This is a genomic window from Brooklawnia propionicigenes (assembly GCF_030297015.1).
In the GTDB taxonomy this organism is placed as follows: Bacteria; Actinomycetota; Actinomycetes; order Propionibacteriales; family Propionibacteriaceae; genus Brooklawnia; species Brooklawnia propionicigenes.
Genome location: NZ_AP028056.1, coordinates 831,703 through 851,924, shown reverse-complemented (window position 1 = coordinate 851,924; position 20,222 = coordinate 831,703). Strand labels below are relative to the sequence as shown.

General features: G+C 65.3%; 21 protein-coding genes and 2 tRNA genes. 9 read left to right on the top strand and 14 right to left on the bottom strand.

What is annotated here, in order from left to right:
* The first annotated feature begins 97 nt into the window (after nucleotides 1–97).
* Both QUE25_RS03880 and QUE25_RS03875 read left to right on the top strand, forming a co-directional pair.
* Nucleotides 98–373, top strand: coding sequence for a DUF3073 domain-containing protein (locus QUE25_RS03880; protein WP_425332733.1), 276 nt, complete (start codon nucleotides 98–100; stop codon nucleotides 371–373).
* Nucleotides 374–397: 24 nt separating this feature from the next.
* Nucleotides 398–1,354, top strand: coding sequence for an alpha/beta hydrolase (locus QUE25_RS03875; RefSeq protein ID WP_286267749.1), 957 nt, complete (start codon nucleotides 398–400; stop codon nucleotides 1,352–1,354).
* Nucleotides 1,355–1,619: 265 nt separating this feature from the next.
* Here QUE25_RS03875 and QUE25_RS03870 read toward each other — a convergent pair.
* Nucleotides 1,620–1,693, bottom strand: a tRNA-Phe gene (locus QUE25_RS03870).
* Between the two features lies 1 nt (nucleotide 1,694).
* Nucleotides 1,695–1,771, bottom strand: a tRNA-Asp gene (locus tag QUE25_RS03865).
* A 195-nt stretch (nucleotides 1,772–1,966) separates the two neighbouring features.
* Between QUE25_RS03865 and QUE25_RS03860 the strand changes: the two genes are divergently transcribed.
* From QUE25_RS03860 to larC, 3 genes are all read left to right on the top strand, one after another.
* A complete protein-coding gene (locus QUE25_RS03860; protein WP_286267747.1) occupies nucleotides 1,967–2,662 on the top strand; it encodes an SDR family oxidoreductase in 696 nt (231 codons plus the stop codon).
* A gap of 66 nt (nucleotides 2,663–2,728) precedes the next feature.
* Complete coding sequence (gene larB, locus QUE25_RS03855) at nucleotides 2,729–3,499, top strand: nickel pincer cofactor biosynthesis protein LarB (RefSeq protein ID WP_286267745.1); 771 nt, start codon at nucleotides 2,729–2,731, stop codon at nucleotides 3,497–3,499.
* A complete protein-coding gene (gene larC, locus QUE25_RS03850; protein WP_286267744.1) occupies nucleotides 3,496–4,851 on the top strand; it encodes a nickel pincer cofactor biosynthesis protein LarC in 1,356 nt (451 codons plus the stop codon). The genes larB and larC overlap by 4 nt, the downstream gene beginning before the upstream one ends.
* On the opposite strand, the gene QUE25_RS03845 is transcribed toward larC, so the two are convergent.
* From QUE25_RS03845 to QUE25_RS03800, 10 genes are all read right to left on the bottom strand, one after another.
* Nucleotides 4,852–5,655 carry a pyrroline-5-carboxylate reductase family protein gene (locus QUE25_RS03845; RefSeq protein WP_286267742.1) on the bottom strand — a complete coding sequence of 268 codons (804 nt, stop codon included), beginning with the start codon at nucleotides 5,653–5,655 and terminating at the stop codon, nucleotides 4,852–4,854. It lies immediately after the preceding gene.
* A 7-nt stretch (nucleotides 5,656–5,662) separates the two neighbouring features.
* Entirely contained in the window at nucleotides 5,663–6,166 is a 504-nt protein-coding gene (locus tag QUE25_RS03840) for a mycothiol transferase (RefSeq protein WP_286267739.1), read from the bottom strand.
* Entirely contained in the window at nucleotides 6,166–7,074 is a 909-nt protein-coding gene (locus tag QUE25_RS03835; protein WP_286267737.1) for a glycine betaine ABC transporter substrate-binding protein, read from the bottom strand. The genes QUE25_RS03840 and QUE25_RS03835 overlap by 1 nt, the downstream gene beginning before the upstream one ends.
* 115 nt (nucleotides 7,075–7,189) lie before the next feature.
* Nucleotides 7,190–8,158, bottom strand: coding sequence for a nucleoside hydrolase (locus tag QUE25_RS03830; RefSeq protein ID WP_286267736.1), 969 nt, complete (start codon nucleotides 8,156–8,158; stop codon nucleotides 7,190–7,192).
* A gap of 4 nt (nucleotides 8,159–8,162) precedes the next feature.
* Nucleotides 8,163–9,092, bottom strand: coding sequence for a ribokinase (locus tag QUE25_RS03825; protein WP_286267734.1), 930 nt, complete (start codon nucleotides 9,090–9,092; stop codon nucleotides 8,163–8,165).
* Nucleotides 9,085–9,759 (bottom strand): ABC transporter permease, encoded by a 675-nt coding sequence (locus QUE25_RS03820; RefSeq protein WP_425332756.1) that lies wholly within the window; start codon nucleotides 9,757–9,759, stop codon nucleotides 9,085–9,087. Before QUE25_RS03820 ends, QUE25_RS03825 begins: the two co-directional genes overlap by 8 nt.
* Nucleotides 9,756–10,394, bottom strand: a complete 639-nt coding sequence (locus tag QUE25_RS03815) for an ABC transporter permease (protein WP_286267729.1) — start codon at nucleotides 10,392–10,394, stop codon at nucleotides 9,756–9,758. Before QUE25_RS03815 ends, QUE25_RS03820 begins: the two co-directional genes overlap by 4 nt.
* Nucleotides 10,391–11,272, bottom strand: a complete 882-nt coding sequence (locus QUE25_RS03810) for an ABC transporter ATP-binding protein (RefSeq protein WP_286267727.1) — start codon at nucleotides 11,270–11,272, stop codon at nucleotides 10,391–10,393. Before QUE25_RS03810 ends, QUE25_RS03815 begins: the two co-directional genes overlap by 4 nt.
* A gap of 113 nt (nucleotides 11,273–11,385) precedes the next feature.
* Nucleotides 11,386–11,616, bottom strand: coding sequence for an NIL domain-containing protein (locus QUE25_RS03805; protein WP_286267725.1), 231 nt, complete (start codon nucleotides 11,614–11,616; stop codon nucleotides 11,386–11,388).
* Between the two features lie 451 nt (nucleotides 11,617–12,067).
* Nucleotides 12,068–13,090, bottom strand: coding sequence for an NAD(P)H-dependent amine dehydrogenase family protein (locus QUE25_RS03800; protein ID WP_286267723.1), 1,023 nt, complete (start codon nucleotides 13,088–13,090; stop codon nucleotides 12,068–12,070).
* A gap of 477 nt (nucleotides 13,091–13,567) precedes the next feature.
* Between QUE25_RS03800 and QUE25_RS03795 the strand changes: the two genes are divergently transcribed.
* Nucleotides 13,568–15,289, top strand: a complete 1,722-nt coding sequence (locus QUE25_RS03795) for an AMP-binding protein (RefSeq protein ID WP_286267721.1) — start codon at nucleotides 13,568–13,570, stop codon at nucleotides 15,287–15,289.
* A 227-nt stretch (nucleotides 15,290–15,516) separates the two neighbouring features.
* Nucleotides 15,517–16,500: a hypothetical protein gene (locus QUE25_RS03790; protein WP_286267720.1), complete on the top strand. Its 984-nt coding sequence runs from the start codon at nucleotides 15,517–15,519 to the stop codon at nucleotides 16,498–16,500.
* 150 nt (nucleotides 16,501–16,650) lie between these two features.
* Here QUE25_RS03790 and QUE25_RS03785 read toward each other — a convergent pair whose 3' ends face one another.
* Together QUE25_RS03785 and QUE25_RS03780 are read right to left on the bottom strand one after the other, a co-directional pair.
* Complete coding sequence (locus QUE25_RS03785; RefSeq protein WP_286267718.1) at nucleotides 16,651–17,553, bottom strand: metallophosphoesterase family protein; 903 nt, start codon at nucleotides 17,551–17,553, stop codon at nucleotides 16,651–16,653.
* Between the two features lie 403 nt (nucleotides 17,554–17,956).
* On the bottom strand, nucleotides 17,957–18,736 hold the full coding sequence (locus QUE25_RS03780; RefSeq protein ID WP_286267717.1) for a CPBP family intramembrane glutamic endopeptidase: 780 nt from the start codon (nucleotides 18,734–18,736) through the stop codon (nucleotides 17,957–17,959).
* A gap of 106 nt (nucleotides 18,737–18,842) precedes the next feature.
* Here QUE25_RS03780 and QUE25_RS03775 point away from each other — a divergent pair, with 106 nt between their 5' ends.
* Nucleotides 18,843–19,124: a hypothetical protein gene (locus QUE25_RS03775; RefSeq protein WP_286267715.1), complete on the top strand. Its 282-nt coding sequence runs from the start codon at nucleotides 18,843–18,845 to the stop codon at nucleotides 19,122–19,124.
* 195 nt (nucleotides 19,125–19,319) lie between these two features.
* On the top strand, nucleotides 19,320–20,174 hold the full coding sequence (locus tag QUE25_RS03770; RefSeq protein WP_286267713.1) for a hypothetical protein: 855 nt from the start codon (nucleotides 19,320–19,322) through the stop codon (nucleotides 20,172–20,174).
* Nucleotides 20,175–20,222 lie beyond the last annotated feature (48 nt).

Genomic DNA, 20,222 nt, shown 5'->3' with positions numbered 1-20,222 from the left:
GCCCGGTGCCCAAATCGGCTGCCCACGCTTCGGCCCGGCTTTGGCCTAGCGGCGTTCGATTGGGTAGCCTAGGTGCCACGACAGTTTCTTATTCACTATGCCGCGGCTACGGTCGCGAGGGACAAAGCGAGGGGGTCGACCCAATATGGGGCGCGGCCGTGCAAAGGCGAAGCAGACAAAGGTAGCCCGCGATCTGAAGTATCGTGCGGTGAACACAGATCTGGCTTCACTGGAGCGAGAGCTCCGTGGGGAATCCAGCAGCGTGGAGGACATCTACGCCGAGATTCCGGAACAATACGCTGATCTCGTGGGTCAGTACGACGAGGATGACCTGGTTGCGTACGACCCTGACGATGACGAGGATCGTCGCTGAGGTCAGCCTCGCCGAGTTTCGCCCATGTGGACAGATGATCGTCTGTTGCCCGGCTATCGTGCTTGTGCCTGGCAAGTCGCCGATGCCGCAGCGGTCGACGGTGAGCCGGACGAGCCACTGACCGCGACACTGGTCCGGCGTAACGAACCCGAGCATGATCGGGCGCTGTTGTACGTCCACGGCTGGAATGACTACTTCTTCCAGACGCACCTGGCTGACTACTGGAACAGACGCGGTTTCGACTTCTACGCGATCGATCTGCGGCGCTACGGCCGCAATCTGCGTCCGGGTCTGTTCGCCGGATACATCACGAGTCTGGACGATTACGTCAGTGAACTCGACGAGGCGTACCGGCTGATCGGCGAGGATGGGCACGACCTGATCACGCTGATGGGCCACTCCACGGGCGGGCTGATCGCCAGCCTGTGGGCCGCCCAGACCGACCGTCCGGTCAATGGGGTCGTGCTCAACTCACCCTGGCTGGACATGAGCGGGTCCGATCTGATGCTGCGCGCGAAGCGGCCACTGCTGGAGACGGCGGCGGCGTTCAAACCCACCTCCGGAATCCCGGTCAGCGAATCGGCCCTGTATGCCGAGAGCATCTCCAGTTCCATGAAGGGCGAGTGGGACTACGACCTGGACTACAAATCGAACAAGGGCTTCATCCCCCGCCTCGGTTGGGTGAAAGCCATCCTGGCAGGCCAGGCCAAAGTCGCAGCCGGGCTGGCGATCGAATGCCCGGTTCTGATGATGATCAGCGCTCGCAGCGATCTGAACGCAACCGAGTGGGATGAGTCTCTCAAATCGGTCGACCTGGTGCTCGCTGTCGACAAGCTGGCTCCGCTGGCATGGCGGTTGGGGCCAGTGGTGACCCTGATTCGTATCGAGGGCGGCTTGCACGACCTGACGCTGTCGCCGCAGCCGGTGCGCGATGAGGTTTTCGCGGAGATCACGCGCTGGATGAAGGTCTACGTGCGCTGAGTCCGGCCGGCAGTACGCTCGCTGTCGGTACTGTTCGCTCGCTGTCGGTACTGTTCGCTCGCCGTAAGTGAGTTCGCTTCTGTTGCAACGCGAGCGAACTCATTTACGTCGAGCGTTCAGGAGTGGGCGGACGGGGGAGGCACGTACGTACTGCTCAGTGGACGAGTGGGCCAGCCGCATTCGCGCCTGCCCGGAGTTGGCTGGCTCAAGCCGGCTATGGGCCCCATCTCGACCGCGATGGTGGGCCTGATCAGGCATGTCGGGGTGGCCAGGGGCGGGGTCGAACCGCCGACCTTTCACTTTTCAGGCGAACGCTACTACCAACTGAGCTACCTGGCCTTGGCGACCCCGACGGGACTCGAACCCGCGACCTCCGCCGTGACAGGGCGGCGCGCTAACCAACTGCGCTACGGGGCCAGGTCGCGTTGCCTTGTTCAGGCAACTCGGAAACTATAGCGTGAAGTTCGAGCCGAATGCAAAACCACGGTCGCCAAACGGGTAGCTGCCCTTATTTCTGCTTGCCAACGCCAAGATGGAGGCTCTGACCGGGGTGTTCGGCCCCGCGCCTGTCAGCTCGTGAGCCGCTCTGGGCGACCCCAATAGGATAGAGACATGACAGCAGCGAAGCGACGAGTCGTATTGATCACCGGGGCCAGTCGCGGCATCGGACGGGCAGTCGCGGATGCGCTGGCGAGTGACTGGCGGGTGCTGGTGGGCGGCACCCGAATCGAAACGGTCCAGCCGGTGGTCGACCTGCTCCCGGACGCTGCGCCCTTCGTCGCGGATCTCACCGATCCAATGGCGGTCGCGAACGCGGCAGCCGAGCTGGACAGCCTGGATGCGGTCGTGCATTCGGCGGGGATCTGCGAGGGGGGCACCATTGCCCAGACCTCGCGCCAGACGTGGAGCCGCCAGTTCGAGCTCAACGTTGTTGCCGTGGCCGATCTGACGCGGCTGCTGCTGCCGCTGCTTCGCGCTTCACACGGTCAGGTAGTCACCATCAACTCCGGTGCCGGTTTCCACGCCGGAGCGGGCAACGGCTCCTACTCCGCGTCCAAGTTCGCCCTGCGGGCCTTCACCGACGCGCTCCGCGAAGAGGAACGTGGCCGGCTGCGGGTGGCCTCGATCCATCCGGGCCGGGTCGACACCGACATGCAGGTCGCACTGCAGGCTCGGGCCGGGCGTCCGTACACCCCCGAGGCCTATCTGCGTCCCGAATCGGTGGCCGCGGCCGTGAAGCTCGCCCTGGATGCAACCGAGGATGCGGTCATCGAGTCGGTCGCGGTGCGCCCGTCGGGCCTGCAGTGAGGTCGGCTGCGGGATTCGCTGTAACGTTCTCGATGGCCCGGTGAGCGGGCAGAAACAGGTGGGGTAGTGGACCAGCGCGAGACCACGCGGTTGTTGCGGCAGGTCGCCAGCGGCGAAGTGGGCGTGGACGACGCCGTCCAGCGGTTGCGGCAGGCGCCGTTCGAAGACCTGGGCTTCGCCAAGCTCGACCTGCACCGCGGACTTCGCCAAGGCATCCCCGAGGTCGTCTACGGTTCGGGCAAGACTCCGGAACAGATCCGGGCGATCACTGCCGCGCTGCTTGCCGCAGGCCAGCACGCGGTGCTCATCACGCGTCTGGAGACCGATGCCGCTGCTGAGCTGGAAGCGGGCCTGGATACCGGAATGGGCTTGGAGTACTTCCCCGAGGCCCGCATCGCCGTCGCCGGGACGATGCCGCCGCCCGACGGCATGGGACGCATCGTGATCGCCACCGGCGGCACCAGCGACCAGCCGGTCGCCGAGGAGGCCGCGATCACCGCGCAGGCCCTCGGCAACGAGATCGTGCGGCTCTACGATGTGGGGGTTGCCGGGCTGCACCGGCTGCTCTCGCACACCGACGAGATCATGGACGCCTCGGTGATCATTGTGCTGGCAGGTATGGAAGGGGCGCTGGCGAGCGTCGTCGCCGGGCTGGCGGACTGCCCGGTCATCGCGGTGCCAACCAGTGTCGGCTACGGTGCCTCCTATTCGGGGTTGGCGGCACTGCTCAGCATGCTGAACTCGTGCGCGAGCGGGGTCAGCGTGGTCAACATCGACAACGGATTCGGCGCCGGCTATCTGGCCAGCATGATCAACCACATGGGGGTGGCCAAGTGACGACGCTCTACCTGGACCTCGGGATGGGCGCGGCCGGCGACATGCTGACCGCGGCCCTGCTGGAGCTGTTGCCGCAGCGCCGCGCCGAATTCCTGCAGGTCATGAACGGTCTCGGGTTGCCCGGAGTGAGCGTCACCGCCGAATCGAGCGTCAAGTGCGGCATCACCGGCACTCATATCAACGTCAGTGTGCACGGGGTCAGCGAGCACAGTGTGGACGTCGACGATCACCCCGACGCGTCTGCCGGCAATGAGCATCACCATGGCGAGGGTGGTGAACACCACCACCATGGCGACGCTCACGATCACGGCACGTCGCATGACCACCATCATCCCCACGATCCGCACGGGCACGAGGATCATGAGGGTGCACGCGGGCACACCCATTCGCACATCAGTTTCCCGCAGGTCGTCGAGGTCGTGAACGGGCTGGACATCCCCGAACAGGCCCGCGCCGACGCGATCGCGGTCTACTCGCAGCTGGCCGCAGCCGAATCCGCCGTGCACGGTCTGCCGGTCGATCAGGTGCACTTCCATGAGGTCGGGGAGGCTGATGCCATCGCGGACATCGTCGGCGCCTGTCTACTTATGAGCTGGCTGGCTCCGCAGCGAGTGCTGGCGTCCCCGGTACATGTGGGCAGCGGCAAGGTACGTTGCGCGCACGGCATCGTCCCGGTGCCGGCGCCGGCGACCGAGCGACTGCTCCGCGGCATCCCGGTATACGGCGGGACGATCCGCGGCGAACTGTGTACGCCTACCGGCGCCGCCCTGCTCAAACACTTCGTGGACGAATTCGTCCCCGCGCTGCCGGCGATGACTGTGACGGCGGCCGGATACGGCATGGGTTCCAAGGATTTCGAGGCCGCGAACTGCGTCCGCGCACTGCTCGGCGAGCTCGCGGAGACCGGCTCGGGCGACGACGTCATCGAGCTGAGCTGCAATCTGGACGACATGACCGGTGAAGCCATCGGCTATGCCCAGCAGCAGATCTTCGCCGCCGGCGCGGTCGAGGTCTTCACCACCGCGGTGAGCATGAAGAAGGGACGCCCGGGCGTGCTGCTGACCTGCCTGTGTCCACCGGCAGCCGCTGAGGAGGTGGTGCGCGCCATCTTCCGGCACACCACCACCATCGGGGTGCGCGAGCATCTGTGCCACCGTCATACCCTCGACCGCGTCGAGCAGACCGTCGCGACCCGGTACGGCGACGTGCGGGTGAAGGTGGCCAGCGGCTACGGGGTGCGGCGCAGCAAGCCCGAGTACGCCGACCTGGTCACCATCGCCGAGCGTGAGGGCATCTCCTTGGACCAGGCTGCGGGCGCCGTCATAGACGCCCGCAGCGATCAGGGGCAGTAGTCAGCGCCGCGCGTAACGTCCGCCATCCATGCATTCGATCACCGCTGCCCGCACGCCTTGGGCGTCCAGCTCGGTCATCGCCTTCACCGTGCTGCCGCCGGGTGTGGTGACCCGGTTCTGCAGCGCGTTGGGTGAGGCGGTGGTCTCGTTCAGCACCTTGGACGCCCCGGCGATAGCGCCGGCGACGATCGTCCGTGCCTGAGCTCGGCTGAAGCCCTCCAGGACGCCCCACTGCACCATCGCGTCCGCCACGTAGTACACCACCGCCTGGCCGTGACCAGCCAGTGACCCGATCAAGCCGATCTGTGATTCGGGGACGTCCACCAACGAACCGAACTCGCTGAACAAGGCGCGGACCTTCGCGACCGCGGCGGGAGGGCAGTCGTCAGCCGGGCAGATGCCGGTCAGCGAGGCGTTGACGGCCATCGCTGGATTCGGCATCACCCGCACCAGCGGAGTGCCTGGCGGCAGATGCGCGGCGAGGGTGGCCAGATCGGGGTTGGCCGCCATCGACACGACGATGGCACCGGGTTGGATCTGGTCATGGATTTCATCGAGCGCGTTGACGACCTGGTCGGGACGCACCGAAATGATGATGATGCTGGACGCCTGAGCCGCTGCGCTGGCTGCGTCCGCCGGGATCACACCGAAGCGCTCGGCGAGATGTTCGGCGTGGGCCGGTGTGCGGGTGGCGGCATGGATGGTGCTGGGTTCGACCCCGAGCCGCACCAGACCCTCGAGCAGTGAACTGCCGAGTTGTCCGGCCCCGATGATCGCGATGGGCCCTTGCCAAGTGCCATTCATTCGTGTGTTACCCCTTCTCTATGAGTCCGCGCAGATAGCCGATCTGCCCCAGGTGCTGGGTGATGTCGTTCACGATCGATACGAGTCGTACGGCAACGGTCACCCGGTAGGAGTCCTCGACGGTGCTGCTGAGATCATCATCGCTCAACCCGTCGAGCACGCGCTGGGTGGCCGCGTGCACGGCAGCGTAGTAGCCCGTGAACAGGCTCGGATCGGTCAATGGGAATGCTCGCACCTGCTCGATGCTCTGGCCGTATCCGGTCGCCGAGGGACCCGACGGCAAGGCGAAACGCTTCGCCCAGCCGTCTTGGTAGACCTGGGGCACGGCACCGATCGGGGCGATCTGGGCGTCCTCGCAGCGTCCGATGTGCCAGGCGAGCCAGGCGATGTGGTTGGCCGCGGGCGCGGGCTGCCAGAGCAACTGCTCGGCGGTGAGTCCTTCGAGAGCGGCCGGCAGGTCGTCCGCGACTCGCTCAAAACTGTCGCGGAGGATGTCGACAGCAGCGGTCATCAGATCAGCCCCTTCTCGGTGAGCCAGTCGGACGCGATCTTGGACGAGGGGAGTTCCTCGTCCACGCTGCGCTGGTTCAGTGCGATCAGGTCGGTCATGCCCAGCTGGGCGGTGACCTTGTTGATGATCGCCACTGCCGGCTCGTCGACGGTGTCGGATGCGACCGGGACGACGTTCTGCGGCAGGATCAACGACTCGGGATCGTCGAGGCTGACCAGATCGTTTGCCGCGATCGCCGGGCTGGCGGTGTAGATGTCGGCGACCTGGACGGTGCCGTCGACCAGTGCCTTCACGGTCAGCGCTGAACCCGAGTCCTCGATGGGCGTCAATGTCGCCTGGACGCCGTAGGTGCTCAGCAGGCCCGGGATGCCGTAGGGGCGGGTGGCGAACTCCGAGTTCGCCCCGACGGTGACCGGTTGCGGCAGCTTGGTCAGATCGCCGATCGAGGACAGCCCGTACTGTTCGGCCGTCGCGCGGGTCACGGTGTAGGAGTCCTGATCGGTCGCCTCGGCGGCATCGAGCGCCCGCAGACCTGCCGGAAGCGCATCAGCGAGGGCTGCCAGCACTTCGGCGCCGGTGCTCGCGCTGGACGACGAGTCCAGATACTGCAGCAGGTTGCCGCTGTATTCGGGAATGAGATCAATATCCCCGGACTCCAGTTCGGGTAGGTAGACCTCTCGCTGGCCGATCTGATACTGCCGGTCGACCTGGTAGCCGTCGGCTTCCAGGGCCTGCGCATACAGCTCGGCGATGATCTCGTTGGAGTAGTACTGCTGCGAGCCGATGACGATCGCTTGGCCCGATGGCGAACCGGGATCGCTTGAGCCGCTCAGCGGATCCTGGCTCCCGCAGGCAGCCAGGGTAACGGCGAACAGAACAGCGGTGAGCAATGCAGGGGTTTTCTTCATCGGAGAGCCTCCTTGTTGGCTTCCTGCCACGCTAACTCAGCAAGTGTCGTCACGCCGTGCGAACCATCCAGCGATGCGAACCCATCCAGCGATGCGAACCCGCGTCCTTGTCGGCTCAACGGCGGTACTCGTGGTCGAGCACTCGGACGATGTCGCCCCGATCGTCGGGGAACAGCGTTGTCAGCAAGAACTCGAAGAACTCCCGGGTCGCGACGTCCGATGTGGCGACCTTGGCGTTCGGCGCCAGGTCACGGAATCGGTCCGTGCGGGCGACTACTGAGCGTCCCTCAGTAATACCGTTGGTGCTGATCTCCACATGGGCGTCCACCAGCTTCACCAGCTGCGGGCGGCTCAATAGCGCAATGGCCAGCACATCGCACAACTCGGCCCCGACCTGGCGGTGCGTCCGCCAGTAGTAGTCGGCGTACTCGCGCGTGATCTGGAAGATGAAACGTGCTTGCTGATGATCGATTTGATAGAGCAGTTCGCGCACACCGGGCGACATGAAGGCCTGATGGGTGGCGTCCAGACCGACCATGATCGGATTCGGGAAGCCGGCAGCGAGAACCCGCTGCGCGGCCGGCGGGTCGCACCAGAAGTTGAACTCGGCCGAGGGCGTGATGTTGCCGGCGCCTTCCGCGCCGCCCATCATCATCAATCCACCGGTCTTGCCGGCCAGCCCGGGGTCGAGCTCCAGTGCCAGCGCGAGGTTGGTGAGCGGTCCGATCGTCACCAAGGTCACCTCACCAGGGCTGGCGTTCACGGTATCGACGATGAACTGAGCCGCGTCCGGTGCTGCCTCGACCCGGTCGTGCGGCAATGCCACCCCGCCCAAGCCGTCGAGGCCATGGGCCGCGGAACTGCGCGACGGTCCGGAAAGGGGACCGGCCGCGCCGTAGTGCAACGGGATGTCGGTGCGTCCGGCCAGTTGCAGCAAGCCGGCCGCATTGCGCGTGGCCTGCTCGAGGCCCACGTTGCCGGCGACGGTCGTGATGCCGACCACATCGAGATCGGGGCACTGCAAGGCGAGCAGCAGGGCAATGGCATCGTCGATGCCGGGATCGGTGTCGATCAAGATCTGCATGCTGTCACCGACCGAAATCGAGACCGAAGATCGCGGTCAGATCGTCGAGGGTTGGGGCGCCCACCTGAGCGCCGACCTTCAGACAGGCGTGTGCTCCCGCGGCGGCAGCCCAGCGAGTCGACTGCTCCAGCGGATGGCCCTGCGCGAGCAGAGCTGCCAAGGCCCCGACGAAGGCATCGCCGGCCCCGGTCGAGTCGACAGGGGTCACGGGCAAGGCATCGATCTTGGTGAGCTGACCGCCGGCGGCCAGCCAGGCGCCGTCGCTGCCGACGGTGACGATCACCGCCCGCGAATGCCGTTCGGCGAGCAGCCCCGCCACTGCCGCGAAGTCGAGCTCGTCGACGCGGTCGAGCCCGGCCACCGTGGCCGCTTCGAATTCGTTGACCACCAGGATGTCCACGTCGGGCAACAGATCTGCCACCGCCCCTGCTGGGGCGGCGTTGAGGATCGCGGTCGCGCCCCGCTGGCGGGCGATCCGCAGCGCGGTCTCGACCGCCGGTATCGGTATCTCGAGTTGCACCACGAGGATGTCCCCGGCGGTCAGGGCAGTGAGCCCGGCGGCGACACGGTCCGGGTTCAGCTCGGCGTTGGCTCCGGCGATCACGATGATCGCGTTCTGACCCGAATCCGTGCGGGTCACTACCGCCAGCCCGGTGGCCACGTCGTCCACGGTGGTGACATGGGCGATATCGACATCGTTGGCGCGCAGGTTCTCGGTCATGGCGATGCCGGAGTCGTCCGAGCCGACGCAGCCCACGAAGCGGGTGGTCGCTCCGAGTCGTGCCGCGGCCACCGCTTGGTTGGCGCCTTTGCCTCCCGCGTCGTATGCCACCGTGTGGCCATGCACCGTCTCGCCGAGTTTCGGATAGCTCGAAGTGCTGATCAGCAGGTCCTGGTTGATGCTGCCCACGACATAAACCCGATGCTCACTCATTCGACAAGGCTAACGGCCGCCGCCGGCCGATGAGCCATGACAGCACACCGAAGCAGACCTCACCCGTGATGGCAAGCCCAACTGCGAGCAGGGACGCTGCCAGCATCTGCGGATAGTCCTGGGTCTTCAACCCCAGGAACAGATAGCGCCCCAGCCCACCGCCGCCGACATAGGCGACCAGGGTGGCGGTGGCCACCACCTGCAGGGTCGCCGACCGCAGCCCGCCGATCAGCTGCGGCAGGCCCAGCGGTATCTCCACACGGGTGAGCACCTGCCATTCGCTCATGCCCAATGCGCGGGCGGCGTCGATCGTCGAGGCGGGGATCGCGTCCAGACCCGCATACGCTCCGGCCAGGATCGAGGGCAACGCGAGCACGGCGAGCGCAGCCAGCGGGGCCCCGACGCCGACCCCGGCGAGTAATGCGATCAAGGTGAGGACGCCCAACGTGGGCAGCGCCCGCGCCACCCCGGTGGCGCCCACGATCAGCCCACGGCCGCGTCCGGTGTGGCCGATCCAATAGCCCAGCGGAATCGCGATGGCGGCGGCAGCTGTTGTGGCGATCAGGGTGTACAGCAGATGCTCACCCAATCGCGCCCAGATACCGCCAGGTCCGCCCTGGTGGGCCGGATCGGCGATCCATGCGAATGCCTGAGCGAGGTAGTTCACGTTCGTGCCCGCGTCCATGGCAGCAGTAGCCAGCCGATCGCCACCAGGGCGCGGTCCACCAGCACTGCGAGCGCGGCCGTGCTGACAATCCCGGTAACGATCTCGGCCACGATTCCGCGCTGGAAGCCGTCGGTGAACAGGGTGCCCAGGCTCGGGATGCCCAGCACCGCGCTGACCGTGACCAGCGCCATGGTGCTGACTGAGACGACCCGCAACCCGGCTAGCAGCCCAGGACCGGCCAAGGGCAGTTCCACGGCGATGAGTCGTCGGATTCCGGAATAGCCGAGGGCCGTCGCGGAGATGACGGTGTCCCTGTTGACGCTGTCCAGCGCGTCGGCGGTCGAACGCACCATCAGTGCCATGCCATAGCCGGTGAGTGCGACGACGACGTTGACCGGTGAGCGGACGGTCGTGCCAATCAGAGCAGGCAACACGATCAACAATGGGAGCGAAGGGATCGCGTAGATCAGCGAGCTGCCGGTGACGAGCACGAAACGCGACCACCGGTAGCGGTAAGCCAACCATCCCACCGGAAGCGAAAGCACGAAACTCAGCGCTATGGCCGGAATAGCGAGCGCCAGGTGCGACCATAGCGCCTGCAGGACGGTCGACCAGTTGTTGACAAGCCAGGTCATCGGCGGTGTCCGCTCAGTCGTCCGATGGGACGCCCGTCGGCGTCCATCACGAGCTGGGTTCCGTCGCTGTCTTGCAGATGCAGGTCGCGCCCGGCGCCCAGCCCGAGGAAGTCTGCGACGAATTCGTCGGCCGGCTGCGCGATCAGTTCGGCTCCGGTACCTTGCTGGGCGATGCGTCCCCGCTCAGCGAGGACGACGATCTGGTCGCCCAGAGCGAGTGCTTCGGCGATGTCGTGGGTGACGAACAGGATCGTGATGCCGAGCTGGTCTTGCAGTTGGCGCAATTCGCGCTGCAGGTCGGAGCGCACGATGGGGTCGACAGCGCCGAATGGTTCGTCCATCAGCATCAGCCGCGGGTTCGCGGCGAGTGCACGCGCCACCCCGACACGTTGCTGCTGACCGCCGGACAGCTCGGCGGGGAACCTGGTGGCGAGTCGCTGGTCGAGACCAACCACGGTCATCAGCTCGAGGGCACGTTCGCGAGCGGACGCCTTCGTGGCGCCGTTGAGACGCGGGACGATGGCGATGTTGTCGATGACGCGTTTGTGGGGGAGCAGGCCGGATTCCTGCATCACGTATCCGATGGTGCGGCGCAGCTTGACCGCGTCGAGCTCCGAGACGTCGTGATCGTCGATCAGTACTCGGCCGCTGGTTGGGGTGACCATTCGGTTGACGCTGCGCAGCAGCGTCGTCTTGCCCGAGCCGGACGAGCCGACGAGCACGGTGAGGCTGCCCGCGGTGATGCTGAGGGTCACGTCCTGGACAGCGACCGTGGGGTGGTCGGATCGTCCGGAGTAGATCTTGGTGAGATGCTCGAACCGCACGCTGGGGGCGCGCGAGGTGGACGACATGGTGGCTGCGGAGGTGTCGGCTGCCATGGGTGTCACCCTAGCCGTGGCCGGCAAACCGCTGGAAGGTCTGATTCGGCAAACGGACGACTGAGCCAACCGATCGAGTAGGTCGGCTGTTCTCGGCGAGGCGACCGATAGGTTCAGACCGCTGCAGCGAGCTGGTGAATGCCGCGCCGCGCGAACCATGAAGTGGCGGCGTCGAGGGCGGGGGCGTCGGCGTCCAGTTCGACGGTCAACACGCTGACGGGGAAGATCTCCATGGTGGTGATCCGCTGGGCGATGAGTCGGTAGCGCACGTCGAGTTCGGCGCCGAGCTGGTCGAGGGTGGCGCGGCCGCTGTTCGCACCGACGAAGAGTAGATCGAGAGTCATGGCTGTGTTCTCCTGGTGAAGGGTTGTTGGGAGGATTCCGTGCCCAACTCCCTGCCCCAGGTACGCGACCGGGGTCCTTCAATCAACGAAGGATCAGGAGCGGGCGCCGCGCATGCGGCAACAACACCGACAACAGCCGGAGGAGAACAGGGACGACGCGTGCGTGGCCACACCGGCCAGCGTGCGCGCAGTCGTCAACATGGGCAGTAGCTTACACGAGTGGGGCACCAAGACCTATTCGTGGTCGAGGGCAGCACCTGCCGAGGCAGCGGGGCGCCGGACTGCCTGCGGTAGACGAGAGCGAGCCGCGCCGAGAAGTCTCGGATACTCGACGCGGTCGCCTCTACCATCGGGCTCGGTCATCGGTGCGATGGCTGTTGGTTTGATAGAGCCCGCGATTGCATGAACTGTGACGGTCGCGCTGGAAAAAGGGTATTTATACCCGTGCGATTCAGCTTGTCAGATAGTCGTGCATGGGCTTGACCAGGTACCGGTTGTTCGGCATCCGGTCGGTCGATACGTAGCCGGGCTCGGCATCGATCAGCGCTGGGATTCTGTTGATCAGGTTGGCGCAGGTCAGCTTGACGGTGTCAGGCCGGTCCACCGTGATGGTCACATCCGGTTCTCCGTGCAAAGTCCACTCGTTGCGGTCGAACTCGTCGGGAGCGTAGACCTTGCCGATGCACTGTGTCTCGATCGTGATGCCCTCAGCGGTCTCCGTCGTTACCACCGCCGACATGCCGGTAGCATCACCGGCCCTGATCGTCATGCCGAGCGTGGACGATCTCAAATCCTCGTCGTGGGTCAGTGGGACCTGCTTCTGAACCTGCGATACCGGGGTCAAGCCGAGCCGCTCGCACAGCCAACCGTTCTGATTCCACATGTACGACGGAGCGATCTCGCCGCCGGTGATCTTTCGGGCGATCTCCTCCGAACTGAGGTCGTTGAACTGACCGACGCTGGCGGCGAACTCGTCCAGCGTGAGCCCGGCACCGTGGCCTTTGGCCAACGCGATTCCGTAGTCCTCGACGTTGTAGGACGAGGAGCCGGTGATCTTCGTGAGCTTGTCCAGGGATCCCGCGAGCGTGTCCACCAGGACGCCCCAGTACATGTCCGGATAACCGGAACCAGTCAACGTGCAGCCGTTCTCCTTCGCCAGCGCATCGAGTTCAGCGACGAGCGTGGGCGAGGAGTTCTGCGGATAGATGGCTTCTTCTGCGGTCGAGATCGCGTTGACCCCGTTTCGGGCGCACGTCGCCATGGCCTCGTAGATGTCCGCGATGGTGCTCATCGTAGTGATGACGGCGACGTCGGGCTTCAGGGCCGCGAGGAGTTCGTCGGCCATCGACGCGTCGGTGACGACCACACCATGGGCCTCACCTCCGATGATCTCGCCGATGTCCTTGCCGACGACGTGGGGATTGATGTCGAGTGCACCCACAATGTCGACGCCGTGATCCAGCATGAACTGCATCGTGTGGATGCTCATCTTCCCGCAACCGTATTGAATGGCTCGAATCCTCTGATCGGTCACAATCTTCATCTCCCTTGATGCAACCTGCAACCTTCCAGGCAGTCCCCGGAAGGACTACTTTCACAGTAACAATGATTGTCTGACTAGGCGTTGTTCCTCGCCATCTGCTACACCGGAGTTCGCCGCTATCGCACCGGGCCGGTGGTCGACGGCCCGATCCCAGGCACCGGGGTCGCATTGCAGTTGGGTATGGAGGACGCCAGCGGTGTCATCGGCTGGCTCGACGCCGCGTCGGTGGGTGGCGTGCCGCGGCCCTTCGAGCGTCTCGGCCAGACTGCGGTTCGATCCCCGCTGCGCGTGCCGCGCACGTGCAGCGCGCCGCCCAATAGCCGGCTCGCTCGGCTGGGGCAGAACTCCCGATGGTCGCGCGATGGGCACCGCGCCACTCAGCGGTCGCAGCCTTTACGCTTTCATTCCATGAGCCATCCGCTCCGAACTGCCACCCCCGCAACCGACGCGGTGCGGGGCGCGCGCGACTTCCTGCTCGACAACGTCTACGACTACGACAAAGTGGTCCGGGAGTTCCGCTGGCCACAGTTGGAGGAGTTCAATTTCGCCCTCGAATGGTTCGATGTCGTCGCGGGCGAACACCCCGACCGGGCAGCCGTGACGATCGTGGACTCCAACCTGGACGCCACCAGTTGGTCATATGCGGAGCTGGCGAGGCGCTCCGACCAGGTCGCCAACTGGCTCACGTCCCTGGGGGTTCGCCGCGGCGACTCAATGATCGTGATGCTCAACAACACCATCGAACTGTGGGAGATCCTCCTGGGGCTGTTGAAGGTTGGCGCCGTCGCGATCCCCACCTCCACTCTGGTGTCGGATATCGATCTGGCCTGGCGCGTTGAGACCGCGGACACCCGCTTCGCCATCGCACCCGCGTCGTTGGCGGCACGGTTCCACCTGGTGCGAAGGGGGACGACGCGGGTCAGCGTGGGGGAGCAGCCCGATGATGGCTGGCGGAGCTACTCCGAAAGCTACGACGCCCCCGACACGTTCGTCCCGGACGGCCCGACGCCAGCGGACTCACCCTCGCTGCTCTACTTCACCTCGGGGACCACCGCCCATCCCAAGCTCGTTCGCCATACTCAGGTCAGCTACCCGGTCGGCCATCTCTCGACGATGTTCTGGCTCGGGGTCCGTCCCGGGGATGTGCATCTGAACATCAGTTCGCCCGGCTGGGGCAAGCATGCCTGGAGCAACTTCTTCAGCCCTTTCCTGGCGCAGGCCACCGTGCTCATCTTCAACTACGCGCGCTTCAGTGCGGAGACGCTGATGGAGGTGATGGACTCCCACGAGGTCTCGTCGTTCTGCGCGCCCCCGACGGTTTGGCGGATGCTCATCCAGGCCGACCTGTCGCGGTTGTCCCGCCCGCCGCGCGAACTGGTCGGAGCCGGTGAGGCGCTCAACCCCGAGGTGATCAACAAGGTGCGGTCGGCGTGGCACAACACGATCCGCGACGGCTACGGCCAAACCGAGATGACCTGCTGCGTGGGGAACTCGCCCGGTCAACCGGTTCGGATCGGCGCGATGGGACGTCCGATGCCGGGCTACGCGGTGGTGCTGAAGGACCCGGCGACCGATGTCCTGGTCGAAGGCGCCGGCGAGGGCGAGATCTGTCTCGACCTCCGTGTGCACCATCTCGGTCTGATGGGTGGCTACCACGACGCGGACGACCTCACTGCCGAGGCCTGGCGTGGCGGATACCACCACACCGGGGACATCGGGTCTCGCGATGCCGACGGTTACATCACCTACGTCGGACGGGCGGACGACGTGTTCAAGGCTTCGGACTACAAGATCAGCCCATTCGAGGTGGAGAGCGCGCTGATGCTGCACGAGTCGGTCGTCGAGTGCGCGATCGTCCCATCTCCCGACGAGGTGCGCGGCGCCGTCCCCAAGGCGTACATCTGTCTTGCCGCCGGTTGGCAGGCCGACCGGCACACCGCAGCCGCGGTGTTCGAGCACAGTCGCCGGACCCTGAACGCCTTCCAGTTGGTCCGGATCATCGAGTTCGTCGAACAGCTGCCCAAGACAGTGTCAAGCAAGACCCGCCGGGTCGAGTTGCGGAACCTCGAGGCCGAGCGGGTGGCCGCTGGCAGCGACGAGGGGCAGTACTACGACCGCGACTTCCGCTAAGGGTCTGGGTTGCCTCCGGCTGCGGTGGTGATCGTTGACGACGCTGGCCTCGGCCTGAGAGCCACGGCCACCCTGTTCATTGCGCCCGGGACCCGCGACAATTGATCAAGGACGCATCCCGTGTCCCGCATTGGAGGTCCCGCGAAGTGATCCTTCCTCCCTCAGATCCGCAGTTCACCGGGCGAGGCTTTGACCCGGCGGCAGCACTGCGCGCAACCCACCCTGCCATGCCCGCGCCAACCGAGCTGTGCGCGGCGCAGCACGCCTTTCTCGAACGGACTCGCGCCCTGGTGTCGAGCGACGAGGCCGCGCAGGCGCGGGCAGAGATCGCCGCGACGCGCGCCAGATGGGCCGTGCGGGGCACCGCAATCGCCCACGACGCCACGAGCTGGGACGCCGAGCGTGCACTCGCTCGCCGTCAGTTGCAGACCCGGCTCGCGGCGGTGCTGGCGGGATACGCCGAGCTCCGCAAGGCGCAGAGGAGCCACTTCGCGGCCCTGTTCACCAAGGCCCAGCTGCCTTTGCCCGCATTGGACCCGCACGTCGTCCTGCCCGCCGATCCCGAACTGACCCAGTACCGCTCGCCATTCAGTCTCGAACGCCGCGGGCCGCTGTCGGCAGGCTGGCTCAACACCATGCAGGTGCAGGACCGCTCCTTCGCGAGGCGAGAGATCGGTCACCTGGTGGTGGACGCCGACCTGTCGGTGGATCCCGATGCGACCTGGGGACTCAATGAGCTGTTCGGCCTGGTGCCTTTGCATCAGGCATGGCTGTCGGTGGCCTGCGGTACCGTCTTCACGCCTGCCTCGAACGGACGGCTGATGATAGCCGCCGCGCTGCACAACTTCTACAGCCGGGTCAACCTGTCGCTGCGGGACGAGTGGGGGCTTTCGGAAGGAGCGGTCAGCGCAGAGGTGACCCTGTTCATCGCCGCGTTGCGCCCGGACGGCGGGGAAGTGCTGCACAGCCTGGTCTCGGCACGTGCCTTGAGCTCGGATGGTGACGACGCGAACGGCGAACTGCCCGACATCGAGCAACGCCCATTCAACCTGCTGGCTGCGACCGAGACCGCCTTCCGGGCGGGCGAGTCGGTGATGGTGCTGGCCGGGGTGTCGGTGCGATCCGCAAGCGCGCTCAACGACATGCGTGCCAGCGTGCGCCCCCTACTGTGGTGGGGCCTGGACGAACTGCGCATCGGCGTCATTGCCTGAGCACGACCGCAGGATGAAGCCATCTCCGTCGGCTCATCAGGGCCATCTCAGCCAGGGCCCTGAAGGCCGAGTGCACGCGGTGCGGCGATGATGGCCGCAACGGGTTCCTGGGACGCTCTCAGCATCGAAGGCGCCAGCCCGCGGGTGGCATCAGTCGGCGCTCGGCACCCTCCGCTTGAGGTCGAACCTGTCCAGTGGCTCCGGCCCGGCGATGACCCGCCGGGTGACCTGCAGAAAGCCCTCCTCGTTCGGGTCGACGCGCCAGCGCACCAAGCTGATCTCGTTGTTCTCGATCTCGAGCCCGGTGATGTGTGAGGGGTACAGGGAACAGCCGTCGTTGAAGTAGGGCAACTCGTTGTGCTTGGGGAACTTCTCCCGATGGGTGTGCCCGCAGATCAACGCGATGCCGTTCTCCCGGATCCACTTCACGTAGTTACGCTCCACCTTGTGCCGTTTGTACGAGTTGCGTACCGGACTGGAGGGGCTGTGGGCCCCGAACGCGTGCAGATACCTCCAGAAGTAGCGCAGTGTGAACCTGCTGAACTGCCACAACTGGTCGTTGGCGAAGTCGCCCTGATGGCCGTGCACGATCAGGATTTCCTGCCGAGTGTCACGGTGCTGCAACACCACGGCCTCAATCGCCTCGAGTCCGGTGAAGAACGGTTCCACGTCCCCAGAGTCCGGATCTGCGGCCGTCCACAGGTTCGCGCGCACGAAGCCCGGATCCTTCAACCGGATGTCGTGGTTGCCGTACATCCGGATGTAGCGATCCGCACGATGAAAATGCAGCAGCTGGTCCCACACGGCCCGGTTCGCCTTGATGATGTGCTTGTACTGGTGTTCCCAGAGTTCGTCGCCATCGCCGGCCTCGATGTAGGTGAACCCCTCCTTCCAGTAATGCTCCATTGCTGCCAGGAAGACGTTCTTGTTCTTGAGGAACTCGTCAGAGACCGAGCCGTCGCCTCGGTGGCAGTCGCTCATGATGATGTAGCGGGAGTGCCCGTCGATTTCCTCCACCCGGGCGTTCTGGTAGGCGTTAGTGAGGCGCTGCATCGTCTTCATATCATCACCGCCGTGTGTTGATCCTGCATCGATCATAGGTCGGTTTCCGGGTGGTCGGGACGCGTGCGTTGGGTCATGGGCTTGCGATCTGCGACTTGGTCTGATGGCCCGACGTGCGCCGAGACATCAGCGGCACGGCGCTCATGTCCAACGTAGCCGACAGCTACGCCAAAGCCGACGACGCGAACCGTCGGCTGTGCAACCAAGCTCTGTTCAAGGCGATCTACGTCGACGAGGACAACGACGCTCGGCCTCTTCGACCGCGAGCACACGAGCGCGGCCATCGGCCGAAAAGCGACCTAGCCACGGGCGCCGTCAGCGTAGCGATCGTGACGGCCACGAGCAGACGATCCGTCGCGTCACGGTTCTGGCCTTCCTCCTCGTCCAGTGACGGTCAGCGCACATGCGCCGAGCGGTCAGCTCTCGGCGAGAGCGTCAGCTGCATTTCGGGGGCCGGGCCCTTCCGTCGGAGGACAGTCACGAGGTAGACGGCGTAGCCGACACTGATGAGGATCGTGATCGCGAGCATGATTACGTCGAATCCGGCGTCGGGCGCTGTCACGTTGCCGCTGATGTTCAGAAGGGTGTGGAAAATGATGAGCGGGACGATCGTGCCGGTGACTGCGAACAGCAACGCGAGTACGATCCCGAGTACCACCCCGAAGCCGATCTGGATGATCTGCTCGACACCTGTGTAGCCGCGCGCCAGGTTCACGATATGCCCAATCCCGAAAGTCACACCCGAGATGACGATGGCCCGCGTCAGCGTGCTCTTGGTGAGGATCGCACGGAACAGGAACCCTCGAAACACCAACTCTTCGATAAAGCCGACGCATACCATCAGAGCGACAATCAGCAGCACCGCCGTTAGGTCGAGGCCCTCCCGCCAGCCCTTCGCGTACTGCAGTAAAACGATCGCGAGCAGCGGGAGGTACAAGAGCGTCTTTGTGAAGTCGCCGCTCCGGAAGGAACGAACACCGTAATAGCGGAGCCAGCCGTTGCGACTCACGTAGACGATCAGCACGATCGCGAGCACGACGAGAAGGGGCGCTGTCACCGAATTAGGTTCTCCGACCAATTCCGACAACCTGTCCCCCACGGGAACCAGCAGCACGTATGCGACGATCCAGACCACGGCGTGCCAGATGGGGCTCACTTCATTCAGCTTCTTCATCTCTTCCGATCTCCCGTTCGTCGCAACCCTACCCGGCTGTGCGGAACGGCGCAGCCGGAGTGCCGCCCGCGTGGACGGGCGCTGTTCCGTCGGCGACGGTGGAGGCATGCGCGCGGTAGTTGTCTTCGAATCGCTGTGGGGAAACACCGGGCAAGTCGCGCGCGAGATCGCGGCCGGAATCGGCGGTGAAAGCACCGACGTGGTGGACGCAGTGTCAGCTCCGGACGCGCCGGATGCCGATATCGATCTGCCCGTGGTCGGCGAGCCGACCCACACACGTTCTCCATGTCAAGCCGGTCGACACGCGAGTCGGCGAAGCAGCAAGGCGCAAAGCAGCGCCGCCCTGGCAGCGATCGTGACGGCCACGAGCGGACCCGCCACGACGTAGAACGTCGCAACGAGCGGGATCGAGCTGCGCTCGCGGTTCTCGCGCGCCGCGACATTCACAGTGGCGGGCGCCGGTTCGACGCTACAGAGCCGAGGTGTTGTCGGGGCGCCGCCTTCACCGTCCAGACCAACGCACGATCCCCGTTCCAAGCATGTGCTTCCGACGTCCAAGGCCTAGCGAGGCATGCTCTGATATGTGGACACTAACCAGAACCGCATCCAGTCCGTCGTGCAACGACCCGGAGCATCCCTTGTTGTCGCGTCTTTCGTGATTGCCGCAATCGTCACCCTCGCGAGCCTGCTCGGCCTGCTCGCTCCTTGGCCGTACCAGGAGGAAACCGAGAATTGGGTCCTGCAGGCGCGAGGGCAAGACATCGGCAACCTTCTGGCGGTCGTCGTCCTGACCGTGGGTGCGATCAGGATGCGCGCCGGTTCCCTGAGAGCGACGCTGCTCTGGGTCGGTGCGTTGTTCTATCTGCTGTACGCCTACATTGTTTACGCCTTCGCCGTGCACTTCGGTCGCCTGTTTCTCGTCTACGTCGCGATTCTCGGGCTTGTCTTCTACACCCTGATCGCTGCGCTCGCGACGAGCGCACGCCCATCGATATACCCACGCGGCGCAACCCGGGTGTTCGCAGCGTGGGTCCCGATCGGCACCGGCGTGCTCTTCGCCCTGTTGTGGTTGAGCGAGATCATTCCAGCTACCATTTCGGAGGAGGCGCCGCCAAGCCTTGAGTTAGCCGGGCTGATCGTGAACCCCATCCACGTCATCGATCTGGCCGTGGTCCTGCCGGGCATGATCATCATCGGCGCTCTCGCCCTGCGCGGAAACGAGACGGGGTTGTTCTTGATCGTGCCGACACTGGTCTTCTCCGTGCTGATGGGATCGAGCATCATCGCCGCGATGGCGCTGATCGTCGCGAGCGGAGACACGAGCGTACTCGTTCCGATGGTGATGGTTTCCGTTGTTGTCGGCGCCAGCCTTGCAGCTGCCACCGTCTACGCGCGCCGAGTCGCTGGACTTCCCCGACCGCCCGCAACAAACCAATAGGATGGGCATGGACGAGGCCGAACCACGCGCGACACCAGCGCGCTAACC

Bases quoted from the DNA above. Each gene is read 5' to 3' on its own strand.
- QUE25_RS03825 (WP_286267734.1), bottom strand. From the start codon at position 9,092: ATGAGTGAGCATCGGGTTTATGTCGTGGGCAGCATCAACCAGGACCTG.
- QUE25_RS03795 (WP_286267721.1), top strand. From the start codon at position 13,568: ATGAGCCATCCGCTCCGAACTGCCACCCCCGCAACCGACGCGGTGCGG.
- QUE25_RS03780 (WP_286267717.1), bottom strand. From the start codon at position 18,736: ATGAAGAAGCTGAATGAAGTGAGCCCCATCTGGCACGCCGTGGTCTGG.
- QUE25_RS03860 (WP_286267747.1), top strand. From the start codon at position 1,967: ATGACAGCAGCGAAGCGACGAGTCGTATTGATCACCGGGGCCAGTCGC.
- QUE25_RS03800 (WP_286267723.1), bottom strand. From the start codon at position 13,090: ATGCAGTTCATGCTGGATCACGGCGTCGACATTGTGGGTGCACTCGAC.
- QUE25_RS03845 (WP_286267742.1), bottom strand. From the start codon at position 5,655: ATGAATGGCACTTGGCAAGGGCCCATCGCGATCATCGGGGCCGGACAA.
- QUE25_RS03830 (WP_286267736.1), bottom strand. From the start codon at position 8,158: ATGCAGATCTTGATCGACACCGATCCCGGCATCGACGATGCCATTGCC.
- QUE25_RS03880 (WP_425332733.1), top strand. From the start codon at position 98: ATGCCGCGGCTACGGTCGCGAGGGACAAAGCGAGGGGGTCGACCCAAT.
- QUE25_RS03785 (WP_286267718.1), bottom strand. From the start codon at position 17,553: ATGCAGCGCCTCACTAACGCCTACCAGAACGCCCGGGTGGAGGAAATC.
- QUE25_RS03805 (WP_286267725.1), bottom strand. From the start codon at position 11,616: ATGACTCTCGATCTACTCTTCGTCGGTGCGAACAGCGGCCGCGCCACC.
- QUE25_RS03810 (WP_286267727.1), bottom strand. From the start codon at position 11,272: ATGGCAGCCGACACCTCCGCAGCCACCATGTCGTCCACCTCGCGCGCC.
- QUE25_RS03840 (WP_286267739.1), bottom strand. From the start codon at position 6,166: ATGACCGCTGCTGTCGACATCCTCCGCGACAGTTTTGAGCGAGTCGCG.
- QUE25_RS03815 (WP_286267729.1), bottom strand. From the start codon at position 10,394: ATGACCTGGCTTGTCAACAACTGGTCGACCGTCCTGCAGGCGCTATGG.
- QUE25_RS03790 (WP_286267720.1), top strand. From the start codon at position 15,517: ATGCCCGCGCCAACCGAGCTGTGCGCGGCGCAGCACGCCTTTCTCGAA.
- QUE25_RS03835 (WP_286267737.1), bottom strand. From the start codon at position 7,074: ATGAAGAAAACCCCTGCATTGCTCACCGCTGTTCTGTTCGCCGTTACC.
- QUE25_RS03775 (WP_286267715.1), top strand. From the start codon at position 18,843: ATGCGCGCGGTAGTTGTCTTCGAATCGCTGTGGGGAAACACCGGGCAA.
- QUE25_RS03875 (WP_286267749.1), top strand. From the start codon at position 398: ATGTGGACAGATGATCGTCTGTTGCCCGGCTATCGTGCTTGTGCCTGG.